Genomic DNA, 22551 nt, shown 5'->3' on the forward strand with positions numbered 1-22551 from the left:
TTCCGAGCACCTCAACAGATTCGGGGCAGCTGTTCGCCCACGAGCATGTCGACAATGCGATGTCCGCCGAGCAGCGTTCGCATGACGACACGGCCCGGCTCCAGCTCAGTCACGCGGCCCACGATGCGCGCCTCGGCGCCGAGTGGGTGCGCTTGCAAAGCTGTCAGTGCGGCGTCCGCATCCTCGGGCGCGACGATGGCTACGAGCTTGCCTTCGTTCGCCAGGTAGAGCGGATCCAATCCGAGGATTTCGCAGAACCCGCGGACTTGCTCACGCATGGGGCATTGAGCCTCGTCGATCTCGATACCGACATGAGAGGCTTGTGCGATCTCATTGAGCACCGTTGCAATGCCCCCTCGCGTAGCGTCGCGGAGGCAGCGCACGCCCGGCGCGCGAGCGAGCAACGCTGCGACCAGTTCGTGCAAAGGTGCACAATCGCTCTCGATCGTGCAGTCGAGCGCCATCTCACCGCGCGCGGCGAGAATGGCGGCGCCATGCTCGCCAAGCAAACCATTCACCAGCACGACGTCGCCTGGCCGGGCTGCATGAGCATTGAGTTGCACCCCTTTGGGGATAACGCCGAGCCCAGAGGCCGTAATGAACAGTTTGTCGCATGCGCCGCGCGGCACGACTTTGGTATCCCCGGTCACGATGCGAACGCCCGCGAGTTGCGCGCTATGCGCCATCGATTGAGCAACCTTCCGTAACAGCTCGACGGACGTGCCTTCCTCGATGATTGCCGCGCAAGAGAGATACAGCGGAATGGCGCCGCCCACGGCGAGATCGTTGATGGTTCCACACACCGCAAGCTTGCCGATGTCACCCCCAGGGAAGAACAACGGATCGACGACGACCGCGTCCGTGGTGAAGGCGAGCCGGTCCCCGGCCGCCGCGAGCATGCCCAGGTCCAGGCGCGCTTGATCTTCCATCGGGGCGAGGTCGCTGTTGTCGAACGCAGCGACGAACACATCGTCGATGAGATCCTTCATGGCCTTGCCGCCGCCGCCGTGGGCCAGCGTCACGGTGGCAACTTGCAACTTGCCGAGCACCCGCTGCGGGCGAATGTGAGTTTTACCCACGGGCACCAGTCCGCTGCTTCGCGCTGCTGTATTGGTAGTACGCGGCGCACGCGCCTTCCGAAGAAACCATCAGCGCACCGGCGGGGGTCTGCGGTGTGCAACTTGTTCCGAAGACCTTGCACTGCCAGGGTTTGAGCACCCCCTTCAAAACCTCGCCGCATTGGCACGCCTTGGGGTCGGCAATACGCGCGTTCGGGATCGCGTAGCGGCGCTCGGCATCGAAACGCGCGTATTCCGGTCGCAGACGGACGCCCGAGTGGTCGATCGAGCCCAGGCCACGCCATTCGAAAAAGGGCCGCAACTCGTACACGCGCGCGATCGCCTGCAAAGCCGCGACGTTGCCACCTGCCGCTGCGACCCGCGCGTACTGGTTCTCGATCTCGCAGCGACCTTCCTTGATCTGCTTCAGAACCATCCAGATCGACTGGAGCACATCGAGGGGCTCGAAGCCCGCGATGACCAACGGCCGCCGGTAGTGGCGTGCGATGAAGTCATAAGGCGCGCTGCCGATCACCATGGAAACGTGGCCGGGTCCGAGAAAGGCGTCGATCCGCACGTCGGGACTGTCGAGAATCGCCTTGATGGTCGGGATGATGGTGATGTGATTGCAAAACACCGTGAAGTTATCGATGGCTTCGCGATCCGCCTGCAATATGGTCAAGGCGGTGGCCGGCATCGTGGTCTCGAAACCCAGGCCGAAGAACACGACTTCGCGATCGGGATGCGCTCGAGCCAGTGCAAGCGCATCCATTGGCGAATAAACCATGCGCACATCCGCACCTTCGGCGCGTGCCTGCATCAGGCTCTTGCGCGAACCCGGGACACGCATGGCGTCGCCGAAGGTCGTGAAGATCACGTTCGGCTGCTCGGCGATCGCGACACAATCATCGACGCGTCCCATCGGCAGCACGCACACAGGACAGCCCGGGCCGTGAATGAGCTCGATGCGCGCGGGCAGCAGCTCCTCTACGCCGTAGCGGAAGATCGAATGTGTGTGCCCGCCGCAGACTTCCATGATGTGAATCGGCGTCGAGCCACCTTCGATGCTGCACGCCAGTTTCTCGATCTCCGTGGCGAGCGCCGCAGCTTTGTCTCTGTCGCGGAATTCATCAACGTACTTCATGGGCTTGCCCCCGTGCCCGCAGATCCGCGCTGGTCGGCAAGCAGCGTGTGCACCAGATCCCACAGAATGTGGAAGGCGGTGACGTGGCACTCCTGAACCCGATGCACCGAGTCAGCCTCGACCACCAGACAGTGATCCACGACTCCGGCGCTCTTCATCCGCCCGCCGTCGCCGCCGGCAAGTCCGATGGTTGCCATGCCGAGCCGCTTGGCGGTCGTGAAGGCCGCAATCAGGTTCGCGGAGTTGCCGCTCGTGGAGATTCCAAGGAGAGCATCGGCCGCGCGCCCGTGTGCGAGCAGTTGTCTCACGAACACGTGCTCGAAGCCAAGATCGTTGCCGACCGCCGAGAGCATCGCCGTATCCGCTGCAAGATTGATCGCCGGGAGCGCGGGCCGACCGGCAGTGATCGGATGCAGGAATTCGACGGTGACGTGGGCGGCATCGCAACTCGAGCCGCCGTTGCCCATGCAGAACAGCCGACCGCCCGTGCGATAGACGTTTGCCAGCGCCTTGGCCGCCTGAACGAGAGTGGCGGCCTGCGCCGAAAACAGACGCTCATTGGCCGCGCGCGAATCGCGTGCCTTCTGCAGCGCCGACTCCAGCAACGCCTTTTCCAGGTCGGGTTCGGAGTGGCCGATTCCGTGAAGAAACGGATACAGGCCCTTGAGGTCATCCGAGCCGGTCATGGCGAACTCCCAGGGGATGATGCGATCGCCTCGAGTTCGGCTTGCGCTTCGCCGAGCTCCTGGAGGATCTGCAACGTCAGCGCTGCTTCGCGCTCGTCGATCCTCGCCATGGCGAATCCGACGTGGACGAGCACCCAAGCGCCGACGCAATGTTCCACCGGGTGCGCTTCATTGACGATGCAGGCGATGTTGATCTGGCGTTTCACGCCGGCAACATCGACGGTCGCAAGCTTACGATCGACATCGTCGATGCGGACGATCCTGCCGGGAATTCCGAGACACATCAGTGCTGCCCTCGCTCGTGATCGTCCGCCAGCAGCCGCGCGGCCGCAATGGCCGCCTGGCCGAGCGCGAGCCCACCGTCGTTCGCGGGGCTCAAGCGATGCGACAGCACGGTGAACCCGGCTGCTTCGAGACGATGCGCGGTCTGCTCGAACAGCACCACGTTTTGAAAGCAGCCTCCCGAGAGCGCGACCGTATCGAACAGCGGGCGCTGTGAGTCGCGGCGTGCGAGCTTCGTCGCCATCGCTGCGAGCGCTCGGGCCAGTCCCTTGTGGAAACGTGCCGCGATGACCGGCGCCGGCGTTTCGAGAATCAGATCGCCCAGCACGGCCCGCCACATCGCTAGCGGTTCGATGTACGGCAATCCAGTGCCCGCAAGGGTTGGGAACGTGAAGGGGTAGGCGAGGTCGTCGCTTTCCTCGCGCAGCGTGCGGTCATCCACGAGCGATTCCAGGCGGCACGCAGCCTCGCCTTCATAGCTCTGTCGTTCGCGACAGAGGTCGAGCGCCGCAGCCACAGCGTCGAACAATCGGCCGCAGGAGGAGGCAAGTGGCGCGTTGATCGCATTCTTCAACATGGCATCGAGGATCGAGCGCGGCTGCCGATCGAGGAATTCATACAGCGGCAGCTCCGAGAAGTTCATTGCGAGCTCGCCCCAACCCATCTGCGCTCGCAGGTGCGCATACAGGTTGCGCCACGGCTCGCGTGCTGCCTGATCACCTCCGAGCAGCGCGACTGGCTTGAGCGTGCCGAGGCGCTGTGCAATCGAATAATCGGCAAGCAGGAATTCGCCGCCCCAAAGCGTATCGTCGGCGCCCCAGCCGAGCCCGTCGAGCACGATGCCCAGCACCGGCGGTGCCGCGAGGGCTCGTGCATTGTCGACGAGACACGCAGCCACGTGGGCGTGATGGTGCTGCACCTCGAACAGCGGCAAACCCGTGCTATCCGCACGCTCGCGTGCGAGCTTGGATGAGCGGTATTCGGGGTGCAGGTCGGCGGCGAGCGCGTCGGGCACATGATCGAACAATTCGGCATACCGTCCCAGCGTATGCCGGTAGTCGTCGAATGTGGCGGCGTTGTCCAGATTGCCGATGTGATGCGAAAGGATCGCTTGACCGTCTTGCAACAGACAAACCGTCGATTTCAGATCGCCGCCCATGGCTAAAATATTTCGGGTTGATTCGAAACCCGGCGGCAGCGCAATAGGTGCCGGAGCGAATCCGCGTGCACGGCGCAGGAATTGGGCCCCTCTGGCGGTCACGCGCAGCACTGAGTCATCGACGCGAGTGGCAATGTTGCGGTCGTGAACGAGCGCATACTCCGCGATTCCGGCAAGTCGCTCCAGCGCCGCTGCATCGTCGATGATCTGCGGCTGCTCGCCAAGGTTGCCGCTGGTCATCACCACCGGTCGCTCCATACGGCGCAACACCAGAAGATGCAGCGGCGTGGTGGGCAGCATGAAGCCGAGCGTCGAGAGTCCCGGCGACACCGCATCGGGCAACCGCTCTGGACCCGCGGCACGCATCAATACGATGGCCGCTTCGGCGCTACTCAGGTGTCGAATCTCCTCAGTCGTCGGGTCGCAGTATTTGCGGATGACGTCGAGGTCGCGCGCCATGAGCGCGAACGGCTTGGCGCCCCGGCGCTTCAGTTCTCGCAACCGACTCACTGCCGGCGACTGAGTGGCGTCGCATGCGAGCTGATAGCCACCCAGTCCTTTGAGGGCGACGATATGCCCCTTGTGCATGAGACTGCACAGCGCATCGACCTCATCGAGCATGGAGTGACGCTCGAAGCTGTCGATGCCGCCGTCGAGACGCAACAGTTTCACTCGCGGCCCACAACGATGGCACGCGATCGCTTCGGCATGAAAGCGGCGGTCCGCTGGATTGCGATACTCGGCGGCACACGAATCGCACAGTGCGAAGGACGACATAGTGGTCGCCGTTCGATCATATGGAATGCCATGAACAATGCTCAGGCGCGGCCCGCAATGCGTACAGTTCGTGAAGGGATAGCGATAGCGGCGCTCGAAAGGATTGAGAGTCTCGCGCGCGCAGTCCGCGCATACGGCGGCATCCGGTGCGATCTGCGTGCGAACCACTCCTTCGTGCGACTCTGCGATTATGAAGTCGTCTGTGAGCAGCGGTTCGATGGGTTGCGGCTCGATGCGCTCGATGCGCGCCAACGGCGGCGCTGCTCGTTCCAATCTTTCCAGAAACGAGGAGATCGCCTCGCGCGCTCCGCTGACGCGAATGAGCACTCCCTCGGCGTCGTTTTGCACCTCACCGCAGAGACCCAGGTCGCGCGCCAAGCGCCACACGGTGGGCCGGAACCCGACGCCTTGCACGCGGCCACGGACTCGGATTTCCAGGCCGATGGGCGTGATTGCATGCGAGGGCAGGGACGGGCTCATCGGGCGCCCCAGAACAGCACTCGGTTGTTGCCGCTATCAGCGACAACGATCGTCTGCCCGCAGGCCGCAACAGCGTAAGGCCAGCACACCGTGTCTCGCGACGGTGACTCCCAGCGGTTCTCACCCTTTTCCGTAAACCCTCTCTGCCCGGACAGGTAATCGGCCGGGGCGCCCATCGCAAGGTTCGACAGCTCGAACCCGAGCAGGCGTGAGTTCGCGGTATCCGCCACGACCAGATGTTTGTCCTGCACGGCTACGCCGTATGGCATGTTCATCGACGTAGCAGTCGGATAGTACGAGGAGTGGTTGTGCTCGACCGAGTCGAAATCGCGTTGGCCGAGCACGAAATCGTAAGGGGCATCGTTGCGGTCGAAGCGAGAGTAGACCATCACGCGGCTGGCGCCAGCATCGGTGATGAACAATCGATTGCCGACGCCGGCGATCGCGTGCGGCCAACGCATGTGAAGGTCGCGACCCGTAAAATCCCGCTGCCCAAGCACCAGATCCGCCGGCGCGCCGTTGCGGGTGGGTATCTGTTGCCACATCAGCACACGCCGATTGCCCGTGTCTGCAACCCACAGGCGCCCATCTACGATGGCCACGCCATAACACCAGTTGAGCGTATCCGCTCGCGGTATCGGCAGACCGCGGTTTGCGAGTGCGCTGGAGAAGTCTTCCTGCCCGAGCACGACGTCGGCAGGCTGATTGGCCTGGCGCGGCAACTCGTGCCAGAGCAGCACCCGATGATTCCATGCATCCGCGACCGCGAGCACCCCACGGTCGCTGGCGATTCCAGTCGGCACGTTGACGCTCGCCGCGTGCGCGTCGCCGCGCCCGTTGCGGCCCTCCGAACGCATGTCGGGTTGACCGATAACAAAGTCGGCCGGCGTATGGTCTTGCGTCGGTGCGTTCCGCCAAACCAGCAGCCGATGATGGCCAGTATCGCAGACGAGCAGGGGACCATCAGGTTCGACGAGGCAGGCGCCGCGCGGCCCGAACATAGTGTGCGCGTCCGGTGCAAGCGGCTTCACCACTGCCTCTGGCGTGCTGCGCGCACCTAGCACGATCTGCGCACCTTCAGGGCGCAGCAGCGGCTGCGCTGCGGGCTGCGGCCCAAGCATAAGCGCTTGCTCTCGAGGCGGTCCCAGCGAAATGCGTAAGCTCATCGGCCGTCACTTCGCAGCGAATGGGCTGACGAAATTGGACGACCCGCTGCCACCCAGGCCTTTGACGTGCACGACCTCCGTGATCTCCGGGCACGCTTGCTCGATCGCCGACTTGATTCCCGCATGAAATGTCAGGGCCGACGCGGCGCAGCCGTCACAGGCGCCAATGAGCTGTAGCTCGATCTTCGGCGGTTCAACGGCGACGAGTTGCACATCTCCGCCGTGCGCAGCCAGCATCGGTCGAACGCCAGCCAATGCCGCTTCGACGCGCTCGTTGACACTCGGCTTGATGATGTCGTGATGGCGGAGCACCGCGTACACCACCTCATCGCGCACGGCTTCCTTGATCGCTGCGACCGCGGCTGGCTCGCTCTTGAGCGCGCGAATCAGGCGCTTGAAGGCCTCCGCGTGCAGCCCATCGATGGCGCGACGATAAGCGCTGGCAGCAGCGCGATGATCCTCATCCCAGGTGGCGAAGATTCCTTCCAGGCTTGCGATGTCCTTGAGCAGGCTGGAAAGGTCTTCGCGTTGCGTCGGGCGCCGGTCAATGCTCATGGCGTTGCTCGCCAAGGCCGTCCAATTCATGCGCGAGCTGCGCTAGCGCTTCTGCAACCTGATGCGCCTTGCCAGCTTCGCCGTGCTCGGTGAAGATTTCGTGAGCCTCCTCGTAGTACGTCCGCGCATGCCGCAGGTTCTCGCGATTGCCTGCTTCGGGGCGTTCCAGTTCGTCCGGCAGGTTCCACAGGCAATTCGCTTTGTTGGCGATGGTGTTGGCGTACTCGAGCGGCGCGTTCGCGCGCGAGCGCACTTTCAATGCTTGATCGTAAGCGGCAATTGCACGCAGGTTGTTTTCGACCGGGTGACTCGAGGGCGCATACTGCAGAGCGTTGCCCAGATTGTTCTGAAGCATGGCGTACTCGACGGGATGATCGATGAGATTCACAACCTCGAGCGCATCCTCGAAGCATTGCACGGCCAACGCCTCGCGAATCTTGGCGCGCTCGTCAGTCACTGGCATCGACAGGAAGGCGGTCGCAAGATTGTTTTGCAGGATGGCGTATTCCGCTGGAAAGCGCTGTCGGTGGAATGTGCGCAGCGCGCGCTGGTAGGCAGAAATTGCCTCGGTGATGGCGGCGCGACCGTACCCCGCGAGATATTGAAGCACCAGACCAAGATTCATCTCGGCTTCGGCGATCTCTTCCGGCCCACCGAGACGGTTGAGCACGGGGAGGGCTTGCTCGTAGGCGGCTCGGGCTTCTTCTAGCGAGGCAGTGCCCTGCTCGGGTACCGCTTGCAACGCGGTTCCCTTGCGGGCCGTGATCCGGGCGCGAAGCAGCTCCGCCTCGTGCGGGCACAGCGAGAGCGCTTGTTCATACAATTCAACAGCGGACGTGAGATGCCGCGGCGTCTTCGGTCGCTGCTGCAAGCCCATCGCGATCTCCACCAGCATCTCCGCGCGTTCGGCCGCAGGGCTGGTGGGATCATTGGCCGCGGCATGCGCCATACGGAGCAGCCCTTCAAGACCGCTTGAACCTGAGTCAGATGGGGCTTGTGACATGCTGTTCCGGGAAACATCGCGAGCGGACCAGTGCAGCAATGCGGTCAGCTACTATCGCCGCCCCACGCTGCGCATGTGGGGAAAGTTCGACACCGAAGTCCAGCGTCGCCGCCTCGACCAGGAACACTGTAACGTCCGCGGGGAATTGCTCGCCGTAGATTTTCTGACCGGCGAACAGCGCGTGCTCCCAGCGAAAGTCATGCAAGTTCATCGAAGGTTGGTACTGCTGTGTGAGCTCCGCGCCGGGCACTTCGAACACCGCTCCGGGCTCGGCGCCGGTGCGGCAGGCGTCGATCAGAACGAGCGTGCGGCAACCTCGAGCCGCGAACATGACGCTCATGCCGTCCGTCCCCGCATCGAGCAGCCGCACTCCCGCGTACGCCGCGCAATCTCGTTTGGCGAGTGATCGAATCACCTCGGGACCAATGCCGTCGTCGCCTCGCGTGGGATTGCCACAACCGATGATCGCAATCATTACACTCGCCACAATCTGCAGTACCAATCCGGCTCGACGGGGACGGCGAGCTCGGGCAGATCGCACCACTTGCGATTCGCCAGAAAGTAGATGCAATCCGCGCACGAGGCGTTGTCCGGACCGTGCGGATGATCTTTGAAGCCACTGATGATGAGCTTGCTCTTCAGATCATCCGGAGCGAGGCCGCGCAGCTCCCGCAGAATCTCGGCAAACTCTTTCTCGGTCGGAGGAAACGGCTCGACCTGCGTTTCCAGGCCGGATGCCAGCAACCTGGTGATCGCATCGAGTGTCGCGCCGTGATCGTCGTTGCTCATCACACGCTCCTGCTTCAAGCGGTGCGAAAGCGGGCCAGCTCCACACCCGTGCGGCTATCGTGTGCGTGCACGGTGCAGACCAAACACGAATCGTACGAGCGACACACATGCCCGACTTCCACGGGGTCGTGCACGTTCGCCACAGGCGTACCAATCAACGCTTGTTCGATGGGACCCAGCTCGCCCGTATCCGATCGCGGCCCGATGTTCCAGGTCGTTGGCGAGATGATCTGATAGTTCTTGATTTTGCCATCCTGCACGTCGATCCAGTGGCACAGCGCGCCGCGGATGGCCTCGGTGGCGCCCCAGCCCCGGCCGTCGCGCTCCAAAGGTTTGATGTACCACAGGTCCTTCAGGCGGAATTCGCGCAAGATGCGCTCGGCCTGCCGATACAACGTGACAACTTCGTGCATGCGGGCGAAGTGCCGGAGCAGGACGCTTCCGCCGCCAAGCTTACGGTACATATCCAGAATCAACGGATCGTGGTGCTGCCACGAGTCGCCGTGCTTGCCGCCGGCAATGAGCTGCCGCGCCAGCGGTCCCGTTTCGAGGCGCCCGAGCTCGGCGTGCCTCGGCGCGGTCGACCAGGAATAACGACCCCCGAAATCGGTCGAGTTGCGCTCGGTGGGCGTCGTCACGCGGTCGAACGGATGCAGGCCGCTCGTCTCGTCATACCAGGCATGCATCGTGTCCTCGCGGATTTGATCTTGCGAGATCGATTTGTGCTGGTCCGTGCTGCTGTCGTAAAAGCCGCCCTTCATGATGACGCAGGCGCCGCGGCTATCGATGGTCGGTTTGTTGTATTTGTTTTCGTGCGGCAGGTAGCCCCAGGAAAAATATCGACCGGCGCCGCGACCGAATTTTCCGAGGCCCACGTCCTCTGCCATGCGCCAGAACAGTCCGAGATCCGAATCGGCGTGCGCCGGGCTTTCTTCCAGCCATGCCATGAAGTCCTCATACGAGCGAATCTGCTCGTAACGCTCCATCGAGCAACCGAGCCAGATCGGCTCGATCCAGCTGCGACGGATGTGTTCGAGAACCGACCAGGCGCGGGTCACGTCGGTGAGCGTGGGAGTGCACATGACGCCGCCAGGCACCATGTAGCTGGAATGAGGCCACTGTCCCCCGAACAACGCATAGATCTCGACCGGACGGCCCGAGATCGAGATCCCGATCTCGTAGTGCTTGCCCGTGTACGGCGTGTAACGCCGCATCGCTTCCTCGTAGAACTTCGATCCGGCGTACTTACGGTTGGTGAGGTCGATGATGAACAGCCCATAGTGATGCCGCGCGAGACTCTGCAAGGACTCGGCGATCTGTCCGAGATTACGGGCCAGGATGGCGTTACGTGGGACTTCCGTTTGCCAGGCCGTATCGAGCGCCCACGCGGCGCAGGTCAGATGCGAGGCGCCGCAGATACCGCACGCGCGAGGCGTGACGATCAAGCCCGCTTGCGCGTCCTTGTCGCGCAGGATCACTTCGAAGCCGCGAAACAGCGCCGCTTGCGTCCAGGCGTTCACGACGACCCCGTCTTCGATGTCGACGCGAACGTCGAGATCGCCCTCGACGCGGCCGACAGGGGAGATATCCAACGTTTCGATCACGGCCATGCGCAACTCAAACTACGAAAATGTCGTCTTCAACCCAGCGGGGCGCCGCGGCCTTCGAGACGGCCAGCATCTTCACGTATCCCACCTTCTCCACGCCTGTGGGGAGGGAGCGGGGAACGCCCATGACGGTCTGGGTCTTGAAGACGGTTCCCGGCGCGAGATCGAAGAATGGAAACTCCGGTTCAGTACAGCCCAGGCAAGGCATGCCGACGCGGGTCTTCGAGGAGTGGCGGTTCCAGAGTATGCGATTGCACGGCGAGTGCGTCATGGGACCTCGGCAGCCCAGGTCGTAGAACAGGCAACCTTTGCGCTGGCCGAACTCCGTCGCCGAGACTTTATAGGAGAAGTGCATGCTTCGGGTGCAGCCGGTTTGCGTGAAGGTGCTGAAGAACGTCTTCGGCCGTTGCAGATCGTCGAGCGACAGATCTGCGCCTCGGCCGGTCGCGAGCGCGACCAGCATCTGCGTGATCCAGTCCGGGTGCGCCGGGCAGCCCGGGACGTTGATGACCGGAAGGCCGGCGCGCGAGCGATAGTCTTTGCCTAGAAATCCACCTTGCTCGCGCTTCAGAAACTGCAGCCCTATGCTGTCTGTTGGATTGGGCGCAGTGGCTGGGATGCCACCCCACGTGGCGCAATCGCCGATGGCCATGGTGTAGTTTGCCTTGGCCGCCAGCTCTTGCACCCATTGCATCATCGGACGACCGGCGAAGCGGTTCCATTCGCCAGTGCCGTTGGGTGCGCGGATCACCGTGCCTTCCAGGACGAAGATGTCCAGCGGAATCTCCTCAGCCACCAGGGCTCGCAGCAGGTCGCGCAGCCGGTCGCCCAACTCCATGCCGAGGGACGGATGCCACAGCACATTGATTCCGAAATCCGTCACCAGATCGCACACGCTGGGCTCCTCGGCGTTGAGGAACGACATCGTGTTGCCCGAACAAGCTCCGCCCTGCAGCCAAATGAGATTGGCCATTGAGACCTCCGAAAGCCATACTGATCTAGGACTTGAACTTGGGGCGCGCGCCTGCAGTGGGTCCGCGCTGTCGATCAAGTCGCTATCATCTCGCTGTAATATGTCAACAGAACTCAGCCCCTCAGCTCACCAGCCAACCATTCTAGTCGTCGAAGATGAGGTGCTGATTCGCATGCACGTCGTCGATTCTCTACGCGACTTCGGCTTCACTGTCTTGGAGTCCGGCGATACGGACGAAGCCACCGCGCTGTTGCAAGCCAACGCCGTCGACCTGGTGTTCACCGACATCACCTTGCCGGGCGAGTTCGACGGCTTCGGGCTGGTGGAATGGATCCGCGCACGGACCCCGCGCCTGCCTGTCATACTGACCTCGGGCGGCCACAATGCCGAGCTGGCGGCCCAACGCTGCAAAGGCGAGCCGTTTCTGGAGAAGCCGTACGATGTAGTCAAGCTTTCTGAATGGATCGTCGCCATGTTGGCGCGGGCGGGAACCGCAACCTAACGGCCCGCCCATCGCGAGTATCCGCGCGCATTTCGATTCCGTCCAGCCGCAGTCGTTGCGTGTAAAATCTACCAGGGATGTTGCTCACAGAGCTGGCGGGATTCAACGAGGGCGAGGATGTGACCCAGATGCTCTCGACGGTTCCGCGCACGGCGGAACTCTTGGAGAAGTGGATCGCGCTGGGCCTGCAAGTGGATCAGCAAGCATGTGAGGAGCGCGGGTGATTCTGCGCACCGGACGAGGCAACGGAGCCCGCGGCATCTCAACTCTCGTCTAACTTGCAGTTTCCGTCTCCGGTCAACACGACTGCATTCGAAGCGACTACTATGCGGGGGCGTCCCAAGCCGCCTCGCGCGACGAACTTAGTTTGCCGACCAGCGTTAGGTACGGTGGCGCACACGCGGCCAAGTCTGGAGCCCATACGTCGAAAGGACACACTGGATGTCGGCTGCTCATTGTCCTCGTCAGAATCACCTGCTGGCCGCGCTGTCGCCGGCCGATTTCGAGCGCGTGAGCTCCAGGCTCACTCTGGTGCCGTTGCCGCTTGGCGAAGTGCTCTATGAATCCGGCAGTCGTCAGCGCGCGGTCTATTTTCCGACGACTGCGATCGTCTCGCTCCTGTACATGCTGGCAGACGGCGCCTCGGCCGAAATCGCGGTGGTCGGCAACGAGGGCATCATTGGCGTCTCACTATTCATGGGCGGGGAAACGACGCCGAGTCGAGCCGTCGTGCAGAGCACGGGCTACGCCTATCAACTGTCCGGCAAGGTCCTCAAGGATGAATTCACTCGGGGCGGCGCCATGCAGCACCTGTTGCTGCGCTATACGCAGGCCCTGCTTACGCAAATGGCCCAGACCGCGGTGTGCAATCGGCATCATTCGCTCGATCAGCAACTATGCCGGTGGCTGCTGCTGAGCCTCGATCGGCTGGTGGGAAACGAGCTCGTCATGACGCAGGAGTTGATCGCAAATATGCTCGGCGTGCGCCGTGAAGGCGTGACGGAAGCAGCGGGCAACCTGCAGGACGCGGGTTTGATCCAGTACAGCCGTGGGCACATTACGGTCCTCGACCGCACAGGTCTCGAGGCTCGCACTTGCGAGTGCTACGCCGTCGTCAAGAAGGAGTTCGATCGGCTGCTGCCGGCAACCATCGAGCCCTGACGCGTTCCGCTTCGAGTTGGCGCAGATGCGCGTAGCCAACGAGCTATTTGCCTTGCTCATCCCAAAAACAAAATCTCAGGGATTGCAGACTTGCCTTGAGCGTGATCGGCGGCACCTGCCGGAACAGCGGGACGCTGTCGTGGCATCTCTGCAGATAATAGTTAGGAATGCGCGGGCTCGGATGTACATTGCGCATCATAAGAGCGCGTACGGGGCGAAAGTGTTTGTGAGCTGCCAAAGCGCACACGGCGTCGAGGCATGCTGATAACTCGCGACCGTGTCCTTGCACGCAGTCATGTCCAGCGGATCACGCGTGCCGCTCACGCCGCCGTTCCTGCTGCAGGTGCCGGTCGAACGACAGGTTCCGCCACTCGATCGAAAGTTGTAGCGCGATCGAGTTTCAATGTGACCGTAGTCCCGCCTCCGGTGGCGGGTGAGGCAACATCGAGCACACCGCCCACTTGTGCCGAGAGAAGGCGCATCAGCTTCAGGCCCATGCCGTGTTTGCTGTTCATGGGGTTCGCGCCAGTTCCAGTGCCGGTGTCGGAGATTCGCAGGACCAGTGCTTGCCCGGCGGAGCAGTGCAGCTGCACGCTGATCTCACCCGAGGATTGATCTGCAAACGCGTGCTTATAGGCATTTGTGACTACCTCGTTGGAGAGCAGCGCGATCGCAATCGCATCGTCCGCCGACAGCGATATCGGATCGCACGAGACTTCCAGTCGCACGCCCGGGCAGGTTTGGCCGAATGATCTTGCGAGCGCATCACACACGGCTTGCAGCAGGCGCGGCATGAAAACGCTCTGCGTATCGTTCGGTTCGATGCAGAGTAATGAGTGCACTTCGGCCAGCAGTTGCAGTCGTGCGTGGCCGTCGAGCAGGGCTCGCCGCGCCTCCGCCGAGGACGTCGCTTTGGCTTGCATGGTCAATAGGGCTGACGCCGCCTGCAACGTATTCTTGGTTCGATGGTTTACTTCATTGGCCATTGCTTCCTTGAACAGCAGAGCGCGCGCGCTTTCCCGTGCAGCAGCTTCGGCCCGCACGCGCCGGATGCGCTCCTGTTCCACATCATGGGAGAGCAGAGCTCGCTGCGCCACCTGAAGTGATTGCAACACAATGAAGGCGCGCTCGCGGTCTCTTGCATGCTCCTGGAGCCGCAGCGCCAGCATCATCTGCTGTGCGAGCTGCTCTACGATACGCGCATCATCGTAGGTACAACGAGCGTCGGGCTCGTGATGAGCAATCCAGAGTGTGCCGTGCGCGCATCCTGTGTCGTCCAGTAGCGGGACGATCAATGTTTCGATGATGGGGGGATGGGTGCCTTCAAGCCACGCGAATACACGTGTCGGTCGTGACACCAAAATCGTCGTACCTGCATCCAGGCATAGGCCACAAGGACTTTTGGTGCGCGTCGCGTCGATCCCCTGGTAGGATGCCAGGCTTCCGTGAACCAACTCCCATCGTACTGTCGTCCCGTCGGCTCGATCCGGTCGGAGCAAGCTAAACCCAGCAGTGCCCGCGTGACACAGTTCGTGGGCGATTTCGAGCACACAGGGCAGAGCGGAGGACGGATCGGAAGCAAGCTTACTCGTCAGCTTGGCGGAAGCAGCTGCCTCGGCTCGCAGATCCGGTCTTTCTTTTCGCTGCGGTAAATGCGTAGCGATCGTTACGAGATCGCGCGGCGGTGGTCCTGCAGCGACGGGTGTTGCCGCTTTCACGGCCCGCTCCCGCAGCGAAAAATTGAAGCGCTTCGGTCGCTTCTCTCGGCAGGATCTGAGACGAACGGCGCGAGTGTTGGGCTGATGGCCGCATCGTCTCGTTTACGGGCGAACAGCACTTGCTTGTCGGCTTGGTAGCGTACCAGCAACTTGCTCGAGAGCGCGGAAGCGGCTATCGCATCGATGCGAGCGAGCGACGCGTCGTGGTCGTATTGGCTGTCATTATGCTTCATGCGATCCTCCACAGAGTGGCCTTTGTATAACCAGCGCCCGGCAACGCTGCTGGCTTGTGGAGCCGAGGATGGTGCGCCGGCGTACTTCGGATCTCCGTTCGCTAGCGAACATAGGTGAGATGGGGTGGCAGAGCGTGGGACCGAAACGCGCTAGGTCGGCGGGCCCCGAGCGCTGGGTCGCATGCAACTGTTGCTGCGCGTGCGAAGTGAATCTAACCCTTGCGCGTACATATGGTTTCCTCGCCCGTAACACTCGCATGAGCGGATCTCCAGACCCGCTCCGTCGGTGATGGTGATATCACCGCGGCTGTAGCGGATCAGCCCGCGCGCCTGCAGTGCCCGCGCGGCTTGGGTAATTCCGACGCGCCGTACGCCCAGCGTGGATGCGAGGAATTCATGCGTGAGATGAAGCTCGTTCGCGCCAGCGCAATCGCGACTCATGAGCAGCCGGCGAGCGAGACGCGCTTCCACTTGGTGGTATCGGGTACATGCCGACATTTGTGCCAGCTGGCGCATCGAGACATAGACGTAGCGCGCCAATCTCTCACGAAGCTTGGCGTTCTGTTGGCATTGACGCCGGAACGCCGGCGCACTCATCCGCAGTGCAGTCCCCACGCCTTGCACGATCGCCAGTTGCGGCGAGACGCTCACATCCAGCGTGAGGGCTGAGCCGAGCATGCCTTCGTTACCGATGATTCCGACCTCCAGTTGCGCGCCGTTGTCGAGCGTGACGATCAGTGAGATGAAACCGGCGGTCGGAAAGTACACATGGTGGATCTGTTCACCTGCCTCGGCGAGAATATCGTGGAGCTTCAGTTCGACGTGATCGCAGCTCGCGACGAAGCGTCGTCGCCCTTCGCGGGGCAGCGCAGCCAGCAAGCGATTTTCGGAACCAACAACCATGACACACGGTACAGCGGGGAAGTCTTTCGGTCCGTGCGCCAGCCAACATGCGGGCTGTGATCAGGTCTGTCCAGGCAGCGGCTCGCAATGTTCGCTGGCGCACTGACGGCTGGGCGCACGTCATCGCGTCAGTGGCCATGTCATCAGGATCAGCGGTACGCCCAACCCGATCACGAGTAGAGACAGCGGCGCACCGAGACGTGCATAGTCACTGAACCTGTATCCGCCCGGGCCCATCACGAGCGTGTTGCATTGATGCCCGATCGGCGTGAGGAAGTCACAGGCCGCCCCCACCGCGACAGCCATAAGGAATGCATCTGATTGAAAGCCGAGGCGGCCAGCGAAGCTCGCGGCGATTGGCGCCATCACGAGCACGGTCGCCGCATTGTTCAAGAACGGTGTTAGCGCCATGGCTGCAATCATGATCAGCGCGAGCGCCCCGTACGGCGGCAGTGAATGGGCGAGGTTCGACAGACCGGTCGCAATGAGATCCGCGCCACCCGTGGTACGAATCGACTCACTCACCGGAATCAGAGCGCCGAGCATGACGAGCAACGGCCACTCGACCGTCGCATAAGCCTCACGCAACGACAGCGAACCAAACAGCACTACGAGCAATGCAGCGCCGAAGAACGCTAAGCCCACCGGCACCAAACCGGTGCCCGCCAGCAACATGGCGCCCGCAAGAACTGCGATCGGGATCACGCCCCGTCGTACATTGCCGAGCATGATCTCGCGGGCTGCTAGTGGCAGGCAGCCTAGATCTCGCAAGAGCGCGGGCATGGCTGCGAGCGATCCCTGCAACACGATGATGTCTCCCGCACGCAGCTGGATGTCACGCAGTCGATCCGCAAAACGCTGGTCACTGCGACTCACGGCGAGCAGATTCACGTTGAATCGAGCATGCAGAGCCAGGTGTCCGACAGCCTGATCGATGAGCAGCGAGCCGGGACCGATCACGGCTTCGACCACGCCGATTTCCTCGCTGGCCTTATCGCTCCTCGTGCTGCGATCCTCGCCCACCAGTTCGAGTCCAGCCCGCGCGACCGCTTGCTGTAGAGCCGCCGGTTGCCCCTGCAGCAGCACGATATCGTTCTCTCGCATTATCAGATCGGGCAGTGGCGATGTTTGCTGCCCGTCGCGAACGATCGCCGTCACGGTGACTTCCGTGCCCGCCGACTTGCGAACGTCGGCCATCGACTTGCCGGCAATCGCGGACCCCGCGCGTACGCGACCTTCGGTGAGATAGTCATGAATGTCCATGGCTTCGCCCAATGTCTGCGCTCCCCTGCGGTCGAGCGGCACCAGACGGTATGCGACCGCGAGAAATGCGATTCCAACGGCCGCGAGCCCAATACCCACGGGTGCGAAATCGAACATGGCGAACGGCGCCCCCGTGATCTCGGCCCGCAAGCGCGAAACGATGATGTTCGGCGACGTGCCGATCAGCGTTGAAAGTCCGCCGAGCAGCGAGCCGAACGCCATAGGCATCAGAAACACCGACGGTGAGGTCTTGGAGCGCTTTGCCATCTGAAAAGCGACCGGCAGCATCATCGCGAGCGCGCCGATGTTCTTTACGAATGCCGAAAGCACGGTCACGGTCGTGACTAGCAGGACGAGCTGCGCACGTGTCGAAGTGATGTTCGGTGCGAGCGGATACAAAAGCGCTTCGATGATGCCGGAGCGCGCCACTGCCGCACTGACCAGCAACGCACTGCCTACGATAATAACGATGTCGTCGCCAAAGCCGTTGAAAGCGGCGTCGAAGGGCACCACGCCGACCGCTACCGCAGCCAGTAGCGCGAGCCCAGCGACGACGTCATATCTCAGGCGCCCCCATACGAACAGCGCCATCATGCCCGTGACGATCGCGAAGGCGAGGAACTGCTCGAGCGTCATGTTGTCGATTCCGCGACGGCGCGAGGTCGAGCGTGTTTAGTTCGCGTTACTCGTCGCTGGCGCCATATGTCTTTCTATCTCTCGGAAGGAGGTCGCAAGGTGACCGCCCCGTCAGGTGCAGGATTACGGGCCCGGATCCGCCGCAATGCGCGCCGGCGCGTCAGTGAAGATCAATTCAACCCGACGATTCGATTGGCGGCCATCGGCGGTATCGTTGCCGGCGATGGGAAAGTTCTCACCCTTGCCAAGTGCCGTAATCTGGCTACGTTCGACTCCCCGATGCGTCAGGCCCATCTGCACGGACTGAGCGCGGCGCTCGGACAGTCCCTGGTTGTTGTCGCTCGAACCAACGTTGTCGGTGTGACCTTCGATGAGCACCTTGCGCTGCGTTTGCTGCTGCAATGCCGTGGCGAGGCGATCCAGCGTCGCATAGGCGCCAGGTTTCAGCGTTGACTGCCCGGTGTCGAACATGACGTCGCCGAGCGTCAGGACCAAGCCGCGTTCGGTCTTCTTCAGTTTCAGATCGGCAAGTTCCGTTTCGAGAGAATCGGCGCGCGCCTGCGACGCAGTTGCCTGGCGACGAGCCTCGTCGGCTTGGTCGGTGCTTTTCTGTACGTCACGCTCACGCGCCTTGATCAAAACCGCCTGGCGTTGCGCTGTGCCGTTCGCGACCGCTTCCTTTGCCTCCGCGGTCAGGATCTTTTCATTGGCGATTTGCGCGCTGAGCGCCGCATTAGTCGCTTCGAACTCCATATCCGAAACCCGTGTTTTGGATTCGGCGAGGCGATCCGCCGCGTCCAGGGAGGTACGCGCATTGGCGATATCGGCAGCCGCTATGCCGGCGCGAGGGGACGATTCCACCTGCGACACCAGTGTGCGGGCGCGCTCCAGAGTTTCGTTGCGTTCGGGAGTGGCGGAGCACGCGCTCAGGACTGCAGCGACCGCCACGGTCAGGACAATCTGTTTGTTCAAACTCATATATTCCTCGGTTATGTCTTCGATCCTATCGCTCAGCGTGTCATCGGAGAGTTGCGCTCGGATTCCAGCCGCAGCATCTCCAGACTCGCGAGCACTTCATCGGCGACCTTGCGCGCGTTGTCGCTCTGCGACTTGGCCACCGCAAGCTCGGCGTAAAGGTGGGCTTGCGCAGCCATACGTTCTGCTTGCTCATGCTGGCCATTCGCCAGCGCGCTCTTTGCACCGGCAATTTTGTCTCTGGCCTGCTGTAGTTCGAGCGCGCCTTGCTCTGACCGCCCAAGCGCCTGTTGGGCTTGCTGAACCGAGGTTTCGCCTTGGGCGACCCGTTCTTTGGTGATCGCCGATACTCCAGTGCAGGCGCTGAGTACGGCAAGCATGGCGATGCCCAGAGGCAGTGCGAGGACGCTGCGAGGGGAAAACAGGTTTCTGAGGGCTGGGACGGACGATTTCATTGCTGCCTCACGGTCTGGAGTGCAGCGGCCCGGATGAGGCCGCTTTGATTGCAGACACGATGCGCTTTCGTATCCAGGATCTCGGTACGCTGGCGCACATAGGCGGGCGCGCAAACTGGCGCATAAGTGTCGGGTGAGTAAGGCGCCGCCGAATAAACTGCGATCGCGACGACGTAAGGCTCCACTCGGGCGCGGGTCACTTAGCGGCGCACATCGCCTTCAGTGCGGATGCTGCCGCCTTCATCCTCCCAGGTTTTGATAGCGGCCTTCTGCAGCCCGTCCTGGGTACCGCCGTCGTGCAGCGAGGAGGGCGAGAGCGGTGAGCCGGCGTGCTCGCGATGCGCGGCGGGCTCACTGACGACCGTTGCCGCTGCGTTAGCGGCTTCGCTGCCACCCCGTGAATTGCGGCAGGCATTGATCCACGGATTCTGACGCCAAGTTCCTGAGTATTGCCGCCGCGGCGTGCTCCAGCGGCTTCTGATCGTAGTGCGGCTCATGAGTGCCTCCGTAACGAGGTTGATGATGCAGTGGCTGAGATTCGCGCTGCCAATTGCTACGGGCGTTGTCACACCGGGCCGTGGCACCGACGTCAATGAATCTTCGATGATCACCTCGACGCGTCGAACCCGGTTGTGGCTCGGTAGCCGAATCTTCGAAAGTCATGACCGAGTGAGGACAAGGACCGCTCCAGCCACGAGTCGAAGCACGACTGTGCGCCAGGGCAGTACTATATCGTCGGTGCGGTAGCGAACTTGGTGCGTGCTGGCGGGAGCTTTGGGCGGGACTATGTTCGTCAGCGCACGGATGTTTTCTTGCACTCGCCACATACTGCGGCTTGGTTGCCAGGAGCAGTAAATGATTTGCAGATCAGTCTCGGGGACACCGACGAGTATGCGATGCGTCGCTGGAAGCTTGCTGGCGATGCTGCTGATGGTGCTCACGCCCTTGGGTTCATCGTCACTGACAGAAGCAGCGGACACTTTGCCGGACAACGCCGTTGCAAGTCGCTACGGAACCGGTTTTGAATGCATGACGGGCTTCGGGCGAGTCGCCAATCGCTGCGCGCGCGTGGTGGTGCCGGCCAATGCCTACTTGGATGCATCAGGGGATCAATGGCGATGCGACCGGGGTTACGTGAGAACAAATGATGCATGCACGCCGGTGAAAGTCCCGCAGCATGCCTACCTGGATCATTCATTCGGCAGCGGCTGGACGTGCGATCGCGGCTATCGCGAGGCGCAGGGTCGATGCGTGGCTGTAAAGATTCCCAAAGACGCGCACTCCGTTGACTCCTCCTATGGTCAAGGATGGGAGTGCGATCGCGGCTTCCAGCTCTCGCAGGCAGCGTGCATTCCCATAGAGATACCGGCGAATGCATTCCTGTCGCGCTCCGGACGCAGCTGGGAGTGCGACCGAGGCTTCCGCCGCGATCAAGCCACTTGCGTCCCGGTGGAAGTCCCGCCGAATGCTCACTTGGGCTACTCGGGCGACACGTGGAAATGCGACCGGGGATTTCATAGCCACGGCTCGGGCTGTGTCAGAGACTGATCGGCGCAAGAGGTAATTTGAGCAAGGGTCGTTGCGGGCGCGAACAGCGATGGCCATGACCGTGCCCAGCAATTCCGGTTCAAGGTACGCCAACAGTTCGACCTTCCAGGTGCGCGTTCTCAAGTAGACGTCGGTGCCAACGCGTAGCTGCGGAGGGTTTGCGCGAAATCCTGCAGCGCTCGGATGCCGCTCGCTTCGGCTTGTGCCAGACACTCTCGAAAATGCTGCAAGAGATGTTCATTGCTGACGTGGTCGGCACTCCACAGCAAGCGCAGGCGCTCCCGGAATTCGTAAACGGCTTTGAGCTCTTGATTGGCGGCGAGCACATCCTGCAGTCTCACGCGGGCCTGCTCAGTCAGCAGGATGGGATCCCGGATCAGCAGATTTCGAGACCGTCGGTTCAGTGTGCCTCGTGTCCGTTGTACTTGCTCCTGAAACACAGGCAAGATGACGCTGCATGCGTACTCCCGCGAGACGTGCATACGATTGATGATCACTGCGCGTAGCGCCTCCAAGTCAACGTGCTTTCGCGGTGCGACCTTCACGGGTTGTGGAGCGATGCGAATGACCCTCGCCAGGCCGACCGCCTGTAGCAAACGGATGTACAGCCAACCGATGTCGAGCTCCCAGCGTCGAATCGAGAATTTAGCGGAGCTGGGGAATGCGTGATGATTGTTATGCAACTCCTCGCCGGCGATCAGGAGTCCCCATGGAACAATGTTGCGAGCGGCGTCTGGGCCCTCGAAATTCCGGTAGCCGGTGTGGTGGCCCAAGCCATTGACGATGCCCGCCGCAAACAACGGGTTTGCCGACATCTGTACCGCGACGATGATGATCCCTGGAACGCCGAACAGCAGCAGATCGGTCGTCACCATCAACACGATGCCGAGGTGGCGGTGGCGCCTATATAGATTGCGCTCTATCCAGTCGTCGGGCGCGCCTCGGCCATACTTTTCCACCAAGTGCGGATTGCCGGCCGCGGCCCGGTACAGCTCGGCGCCTTCGAGCAACACCTTACTCAGCCCATAGACGAGCGGGCTGTGTGGATCCTCGGAGGTCTCGCAGGCTGCATGATGCTTGCGATGGACCGCGACCCATTGCCTCGTCAGAATGCCGGAACTCATCCACAACCAGAAACGGAACACGTGGCGCACCGCTGGATGCAAGTCAACGCTGCGATGGGTCGCATCGCGATGCAGATACAACGTGACGGCCATGAACGTGAATTGGACCATCGCGAACGCGGCTAGGACGTAGCCCCAGAATCCCAGGTTAAGGATTCCATACAGGAATTGGATGTCCATGCAAGAAACACTCGATTCAGCCTGACGTCCCGAGAACGCCTCTACGGCCGCTCTAGTTTCGAGGACGGCTGAGTGCACCGCGAATGGATGTGTTTGGCCTGCCACTTGTAGAAGGTTTCCGGCCGACCGAACGAGGCGGGTTACGTCGCTGAAGTCGATCGAAGAGTTGCCAGG

General features: G+C 62.1%; 22 protein-coding genes and 1 pseudogene. 3 read left to right on the forward strand and 20 right to left on the reverse strand.

All coding sequences use genetic code 11. The features are described 5' to 3' along the window. Positions 1-11 precede the first annotated feature (11 nt). From hypE to JM946_RS09495, 13 genes and pseudogenes are all read right to left on the reverse strand, one after another. Positions 12-1079, reverse strand: coding sequence for a hydrogenase expression/formation protein HypE (hypE, locus tag JM946_RS09440; protein ID WP_322110917.1), 1068 nt, complete (start codon positions 1077-1079; stop codon positions 12-14). Continuing rightward, complete coding sequence (gene hypD, locus JM946_RS09445; RefSeq protein WP_203167043.1) at positions 1072-2202, reverse strand: hydrogenase formation protein HypD; 1131 nt, start codon at positions 2200-2202, stop codon at positions 1072-1074. Before hypD ends, hypE begins: the two co-directional genes overlap by 8 nt. Beyond that, positions 2199-2888: a D-sedoheptulose-7-phosphate isomerase gene (locus JM946_RS09450; RefSeq protein WP_203167044.1), complete on the reverse strand. Its 690-nt coding sequence runs from the start codon at positions 2886-2888 to the stop codon at positions 2199-2201. Before JM946_RS09450 ends, hypD begins: the two co-directional genes overlap by 4 nt. Continuing rightward, positions 2885-3172: a HypC/HybG/HupF family hydrogenase formation chaperone gene (locus JM946_RS31550; RefSeq protein WP_203167045.1), complete on the reverse strand. Its 288-nt coding sequence runs from the start codon at positions 3170-3172 to the stop codon at positions 2885-2887. The genes JM946_RS09450 and JM946_RS31550 overlap by 4 nt, the downstream gene beginning before the upstream one ends. Then, positions 3172-5586, reverse strand: a complete 2415-nt coding sequence (hypF, locus tag JM946_RS09460) for a carbamoyltransferase HypF (RefSeq protein ID WP_218042724.1) — start codon at positions 5584-5586, stop codon at positions 3172-3174. The genes JM946_RS31550 and hypF overlap by 1 nt, the downstream gene beginning before the upstream one ends. Then, the gene (locus tag JM946_RS09465; RefSeq protein WP_203167046.1) at positions 5583-6443 is read right to left on the reverse strand and encodes an NHL repeat-containing protein; all 861 of its coding nucleotides are present in this window, start codon (positions 6441-6443) and stop codon (positions 5583-5585) included. The genes hypF and JM946_RS09465 overlap by 4 nt, the downstream gene beginning before the upstream one ends. Before the next feature lie 69 nt (positions 6444-6512). Then, positions 6513-6752 (reverse strand): annotated as a pseudogene (locus JM946_RS31555) (hypothetical protein); the annotation flags it as partial. A 6-nt stretch (positions 6753-6758) separates the two neighbouring features. Further along, complete coding sequence (locus JM946_RS09470) at positions 6759-7307, reverse strand: NifU family protein (RefSeq protein ID WP_203167047.1); 549 nt, start codon at positions 7305-7307, stop codon at positions 6759-6761. Then, entirely contained in the window at positions 7297-8256 is a 960-nt protein-coding gene (locus JM946_RS09475; protein ID WP_203167048.1) for a tetratricopeptide repeat protein, read from the reverse strand. Before JM946_RS09475 ends, JM946_RS09470 begins: the two co-directional genes overlap by 11 nt. A 34-nt stretch (positions 8257-8290) precedes the next feature. Beyond that, positions 8291-8785 carry a hydrogenase maturation protease gene (locus JM946_RS09480; protein ID WP_203167049.1) on the reverse strand — a complete coding sequence of 165 codons (495 nt, stop codon included), beginning with the start codon at positions 8783-8785 and terminating at the stop codon, positions 8291-8293. After that, on the reverse strand, positions 8785-9099 hold the full coding sequence (locus JM946_RS09485; protein WP_203167050.1) for a hypothetical protein: 315 nt from the start codon (positions 9097-9099) through the stop codon (positions 8785-8787). Before JM946_RS09485 ends, JM946_RS09480 begins: the two co-directional genes overlap by 1 nt. A 14-nt stretch (positions 9100-9113) precedes the next feature. After that, the gene (locus JM946_RS09490) at positions 9114-10709 is read right to left on the reverse strand and encodes a nickel-dependent hydrogenase large subunit (RefSeq protein ID WP_203167051.1); all 1596 of its coding nucleotides are present in this window, start codon (positions 10707-10709) and stop codon (positions 9114-9116) included. A 7-nt stretch (positions 10710-10716) separates the two neighbouring features. After that, positions 10717-11679 (reverse strand): NADH-quinone oxidoreductase subunit B family protein, encoded by a 963-nt coding sequence (locus JM946_RS09495; RefSeq protein ID WP_203167052.1) that lies wholly within the window; start codon positions 11677-11679, stop codon positions 10717-10719. A gap of 100 nt (positions 11680-11779) precedes the next feature. On the opposite strand from JM946_RS09495, the gene JM946_RS09500 reads away from it, so the two are divergent. The 3 genes from JM946_RS09500 to JM946_RS09510 all read left to right on the forward strand — a co-directional run bounded on the left by JM946_RS09500 (position 11780) and on the right by JM946_RS09510 (position 13342). Then, positions 11780-12181, forward strand: a complete 402-nt coding sequence (locus tag JM946_RS09500; protein ID WP_203167053.1) for a response regulator — start codon at positions 11780-11782, stop codon at positions 12179-12181. 77 nt (positions 12182-12258) lie between these two features. Further along, entirely contained in the window at positions 12259-12405 is a 147-nt protein-coding gene (locus tag JM946_RS09505; protein WP_203167054.1) for a hypothetical protein, read from the forward strand. 217 nt (positions 12406-12622) lie between these two features. Further along, complete coding sequence (locus JM946_RS09510) at positions 12623-13342, forward strand: Crp/Fnr family transcriptional regulator (protein ID WP_203167055.1); 720 nt, start codon at positions 12623-12625, stop codon at positions 13340-13342. A gap of 320 nt (positions 13343-13662) precedes the next feature. On the opposite strand, the gene JM946_RS09515 is transcribed toward JM946_RS09510, so the two are convergent. The 7 genes from JM946_RS09515 to JM946_RS09555 all read right to left on the reverse strand — a co-directional run bounded on the left by JM946_RS09515 (position 13663) and on the right by JM946_RS09555 (position 22377). Further along, the gene (locus JM946_RS09515; protein ID WP_203167056.1) at positions 13663-15060 is read right to left on the reverse strand and encodes an ATP-binding protein; all 1398 of its coding nucleotides are present in this window, start codon (positions 15058-15060) and stop codon (positions 13663-13665) included. A 383-nt stretch (positions 15061-15443) separates the two neighbouring features. Beyond that, positions 15444-16196 carry a Crp/Fnr family transcriptional regulator gene (locus JM946_RS09525; RefSeq protein WP_218042725.1) on the reverse strand — a complete coding sequence of 251 codons (753 nt, stop codon included), beginning with the start codon at positions 16194-16196 and terminating at the stop codon, positions 15444-15446. A gap of 120 nt (positions 16197-16316) precedes the next feature. Then, the gene (locus JM946_RS09535; protein ID WP_203167060.1) at positions 16317-18095 is read right to left on the reverse strand and encodes an SLC13 family permease; all 1779 of its coding nucleotides are present in this window, start codon (positions 18093-18095) and stop codon (positions 16317-16319) included. A 123-nt stretch (positions 18096-18218) separates the two neighbouring features. Then, positions 18219-19073 (reverse strand): OmpA family protein, encoded by an 855-nt coding sequence (locus tag JM946_RS09540; protein WP_203167061.1) that lies wholly within the window; start codon positions 19071-19073, stop codon positions 18219-18221. 32 nt (positions 19074-19105) lie between these two features. Further along, the gene (locus JM946_RS09545; RefSeq protein ID WP_203167062.1) at positions 19106-19525 is read right to left on the reverse strand and encodes a DUF4398 domain-containing protein; all 420 of its coding nucleotides are present in this window, start codon (positions 19523-19525) and stop codon (positions 19106-19108) included. Between the two features lie 200 nt (positions 19526-19725). Continuing rightward, positions 19726-20022, reverse strand: coding sequence for a hypothetical protein (locus JM946_RS09550; RefSeq protein ID WP_218042726.1), 297 nt, complete (start codon positions 20020-20022; stop codon positions 19726-19728). Between the two features lie 1170 nt (positions 20023-21192). Next, a complete protein-coding gene (locus tag JM946_RS09555) occupies positions 21193-22377 on the reverse strand; it encodes a DesA family fatty acid desaturase (protein WP_203167064.1) in 1185 nt (394 codons plus the stop codon). Positions 22378-22551: the final 174 nt, after the last annotated feature.

The organism is Steroidobacter gossypii (genome assembly GCF_016801985.1).
In the GTDB taxonomy this organism is placed as follows: Bacteria; Pseudomonadota; Gammaproteobacteria; order Steroidobacterales; family Steroidobacteraceae; genus Steroidobacter; species Steroidobacter gossypii.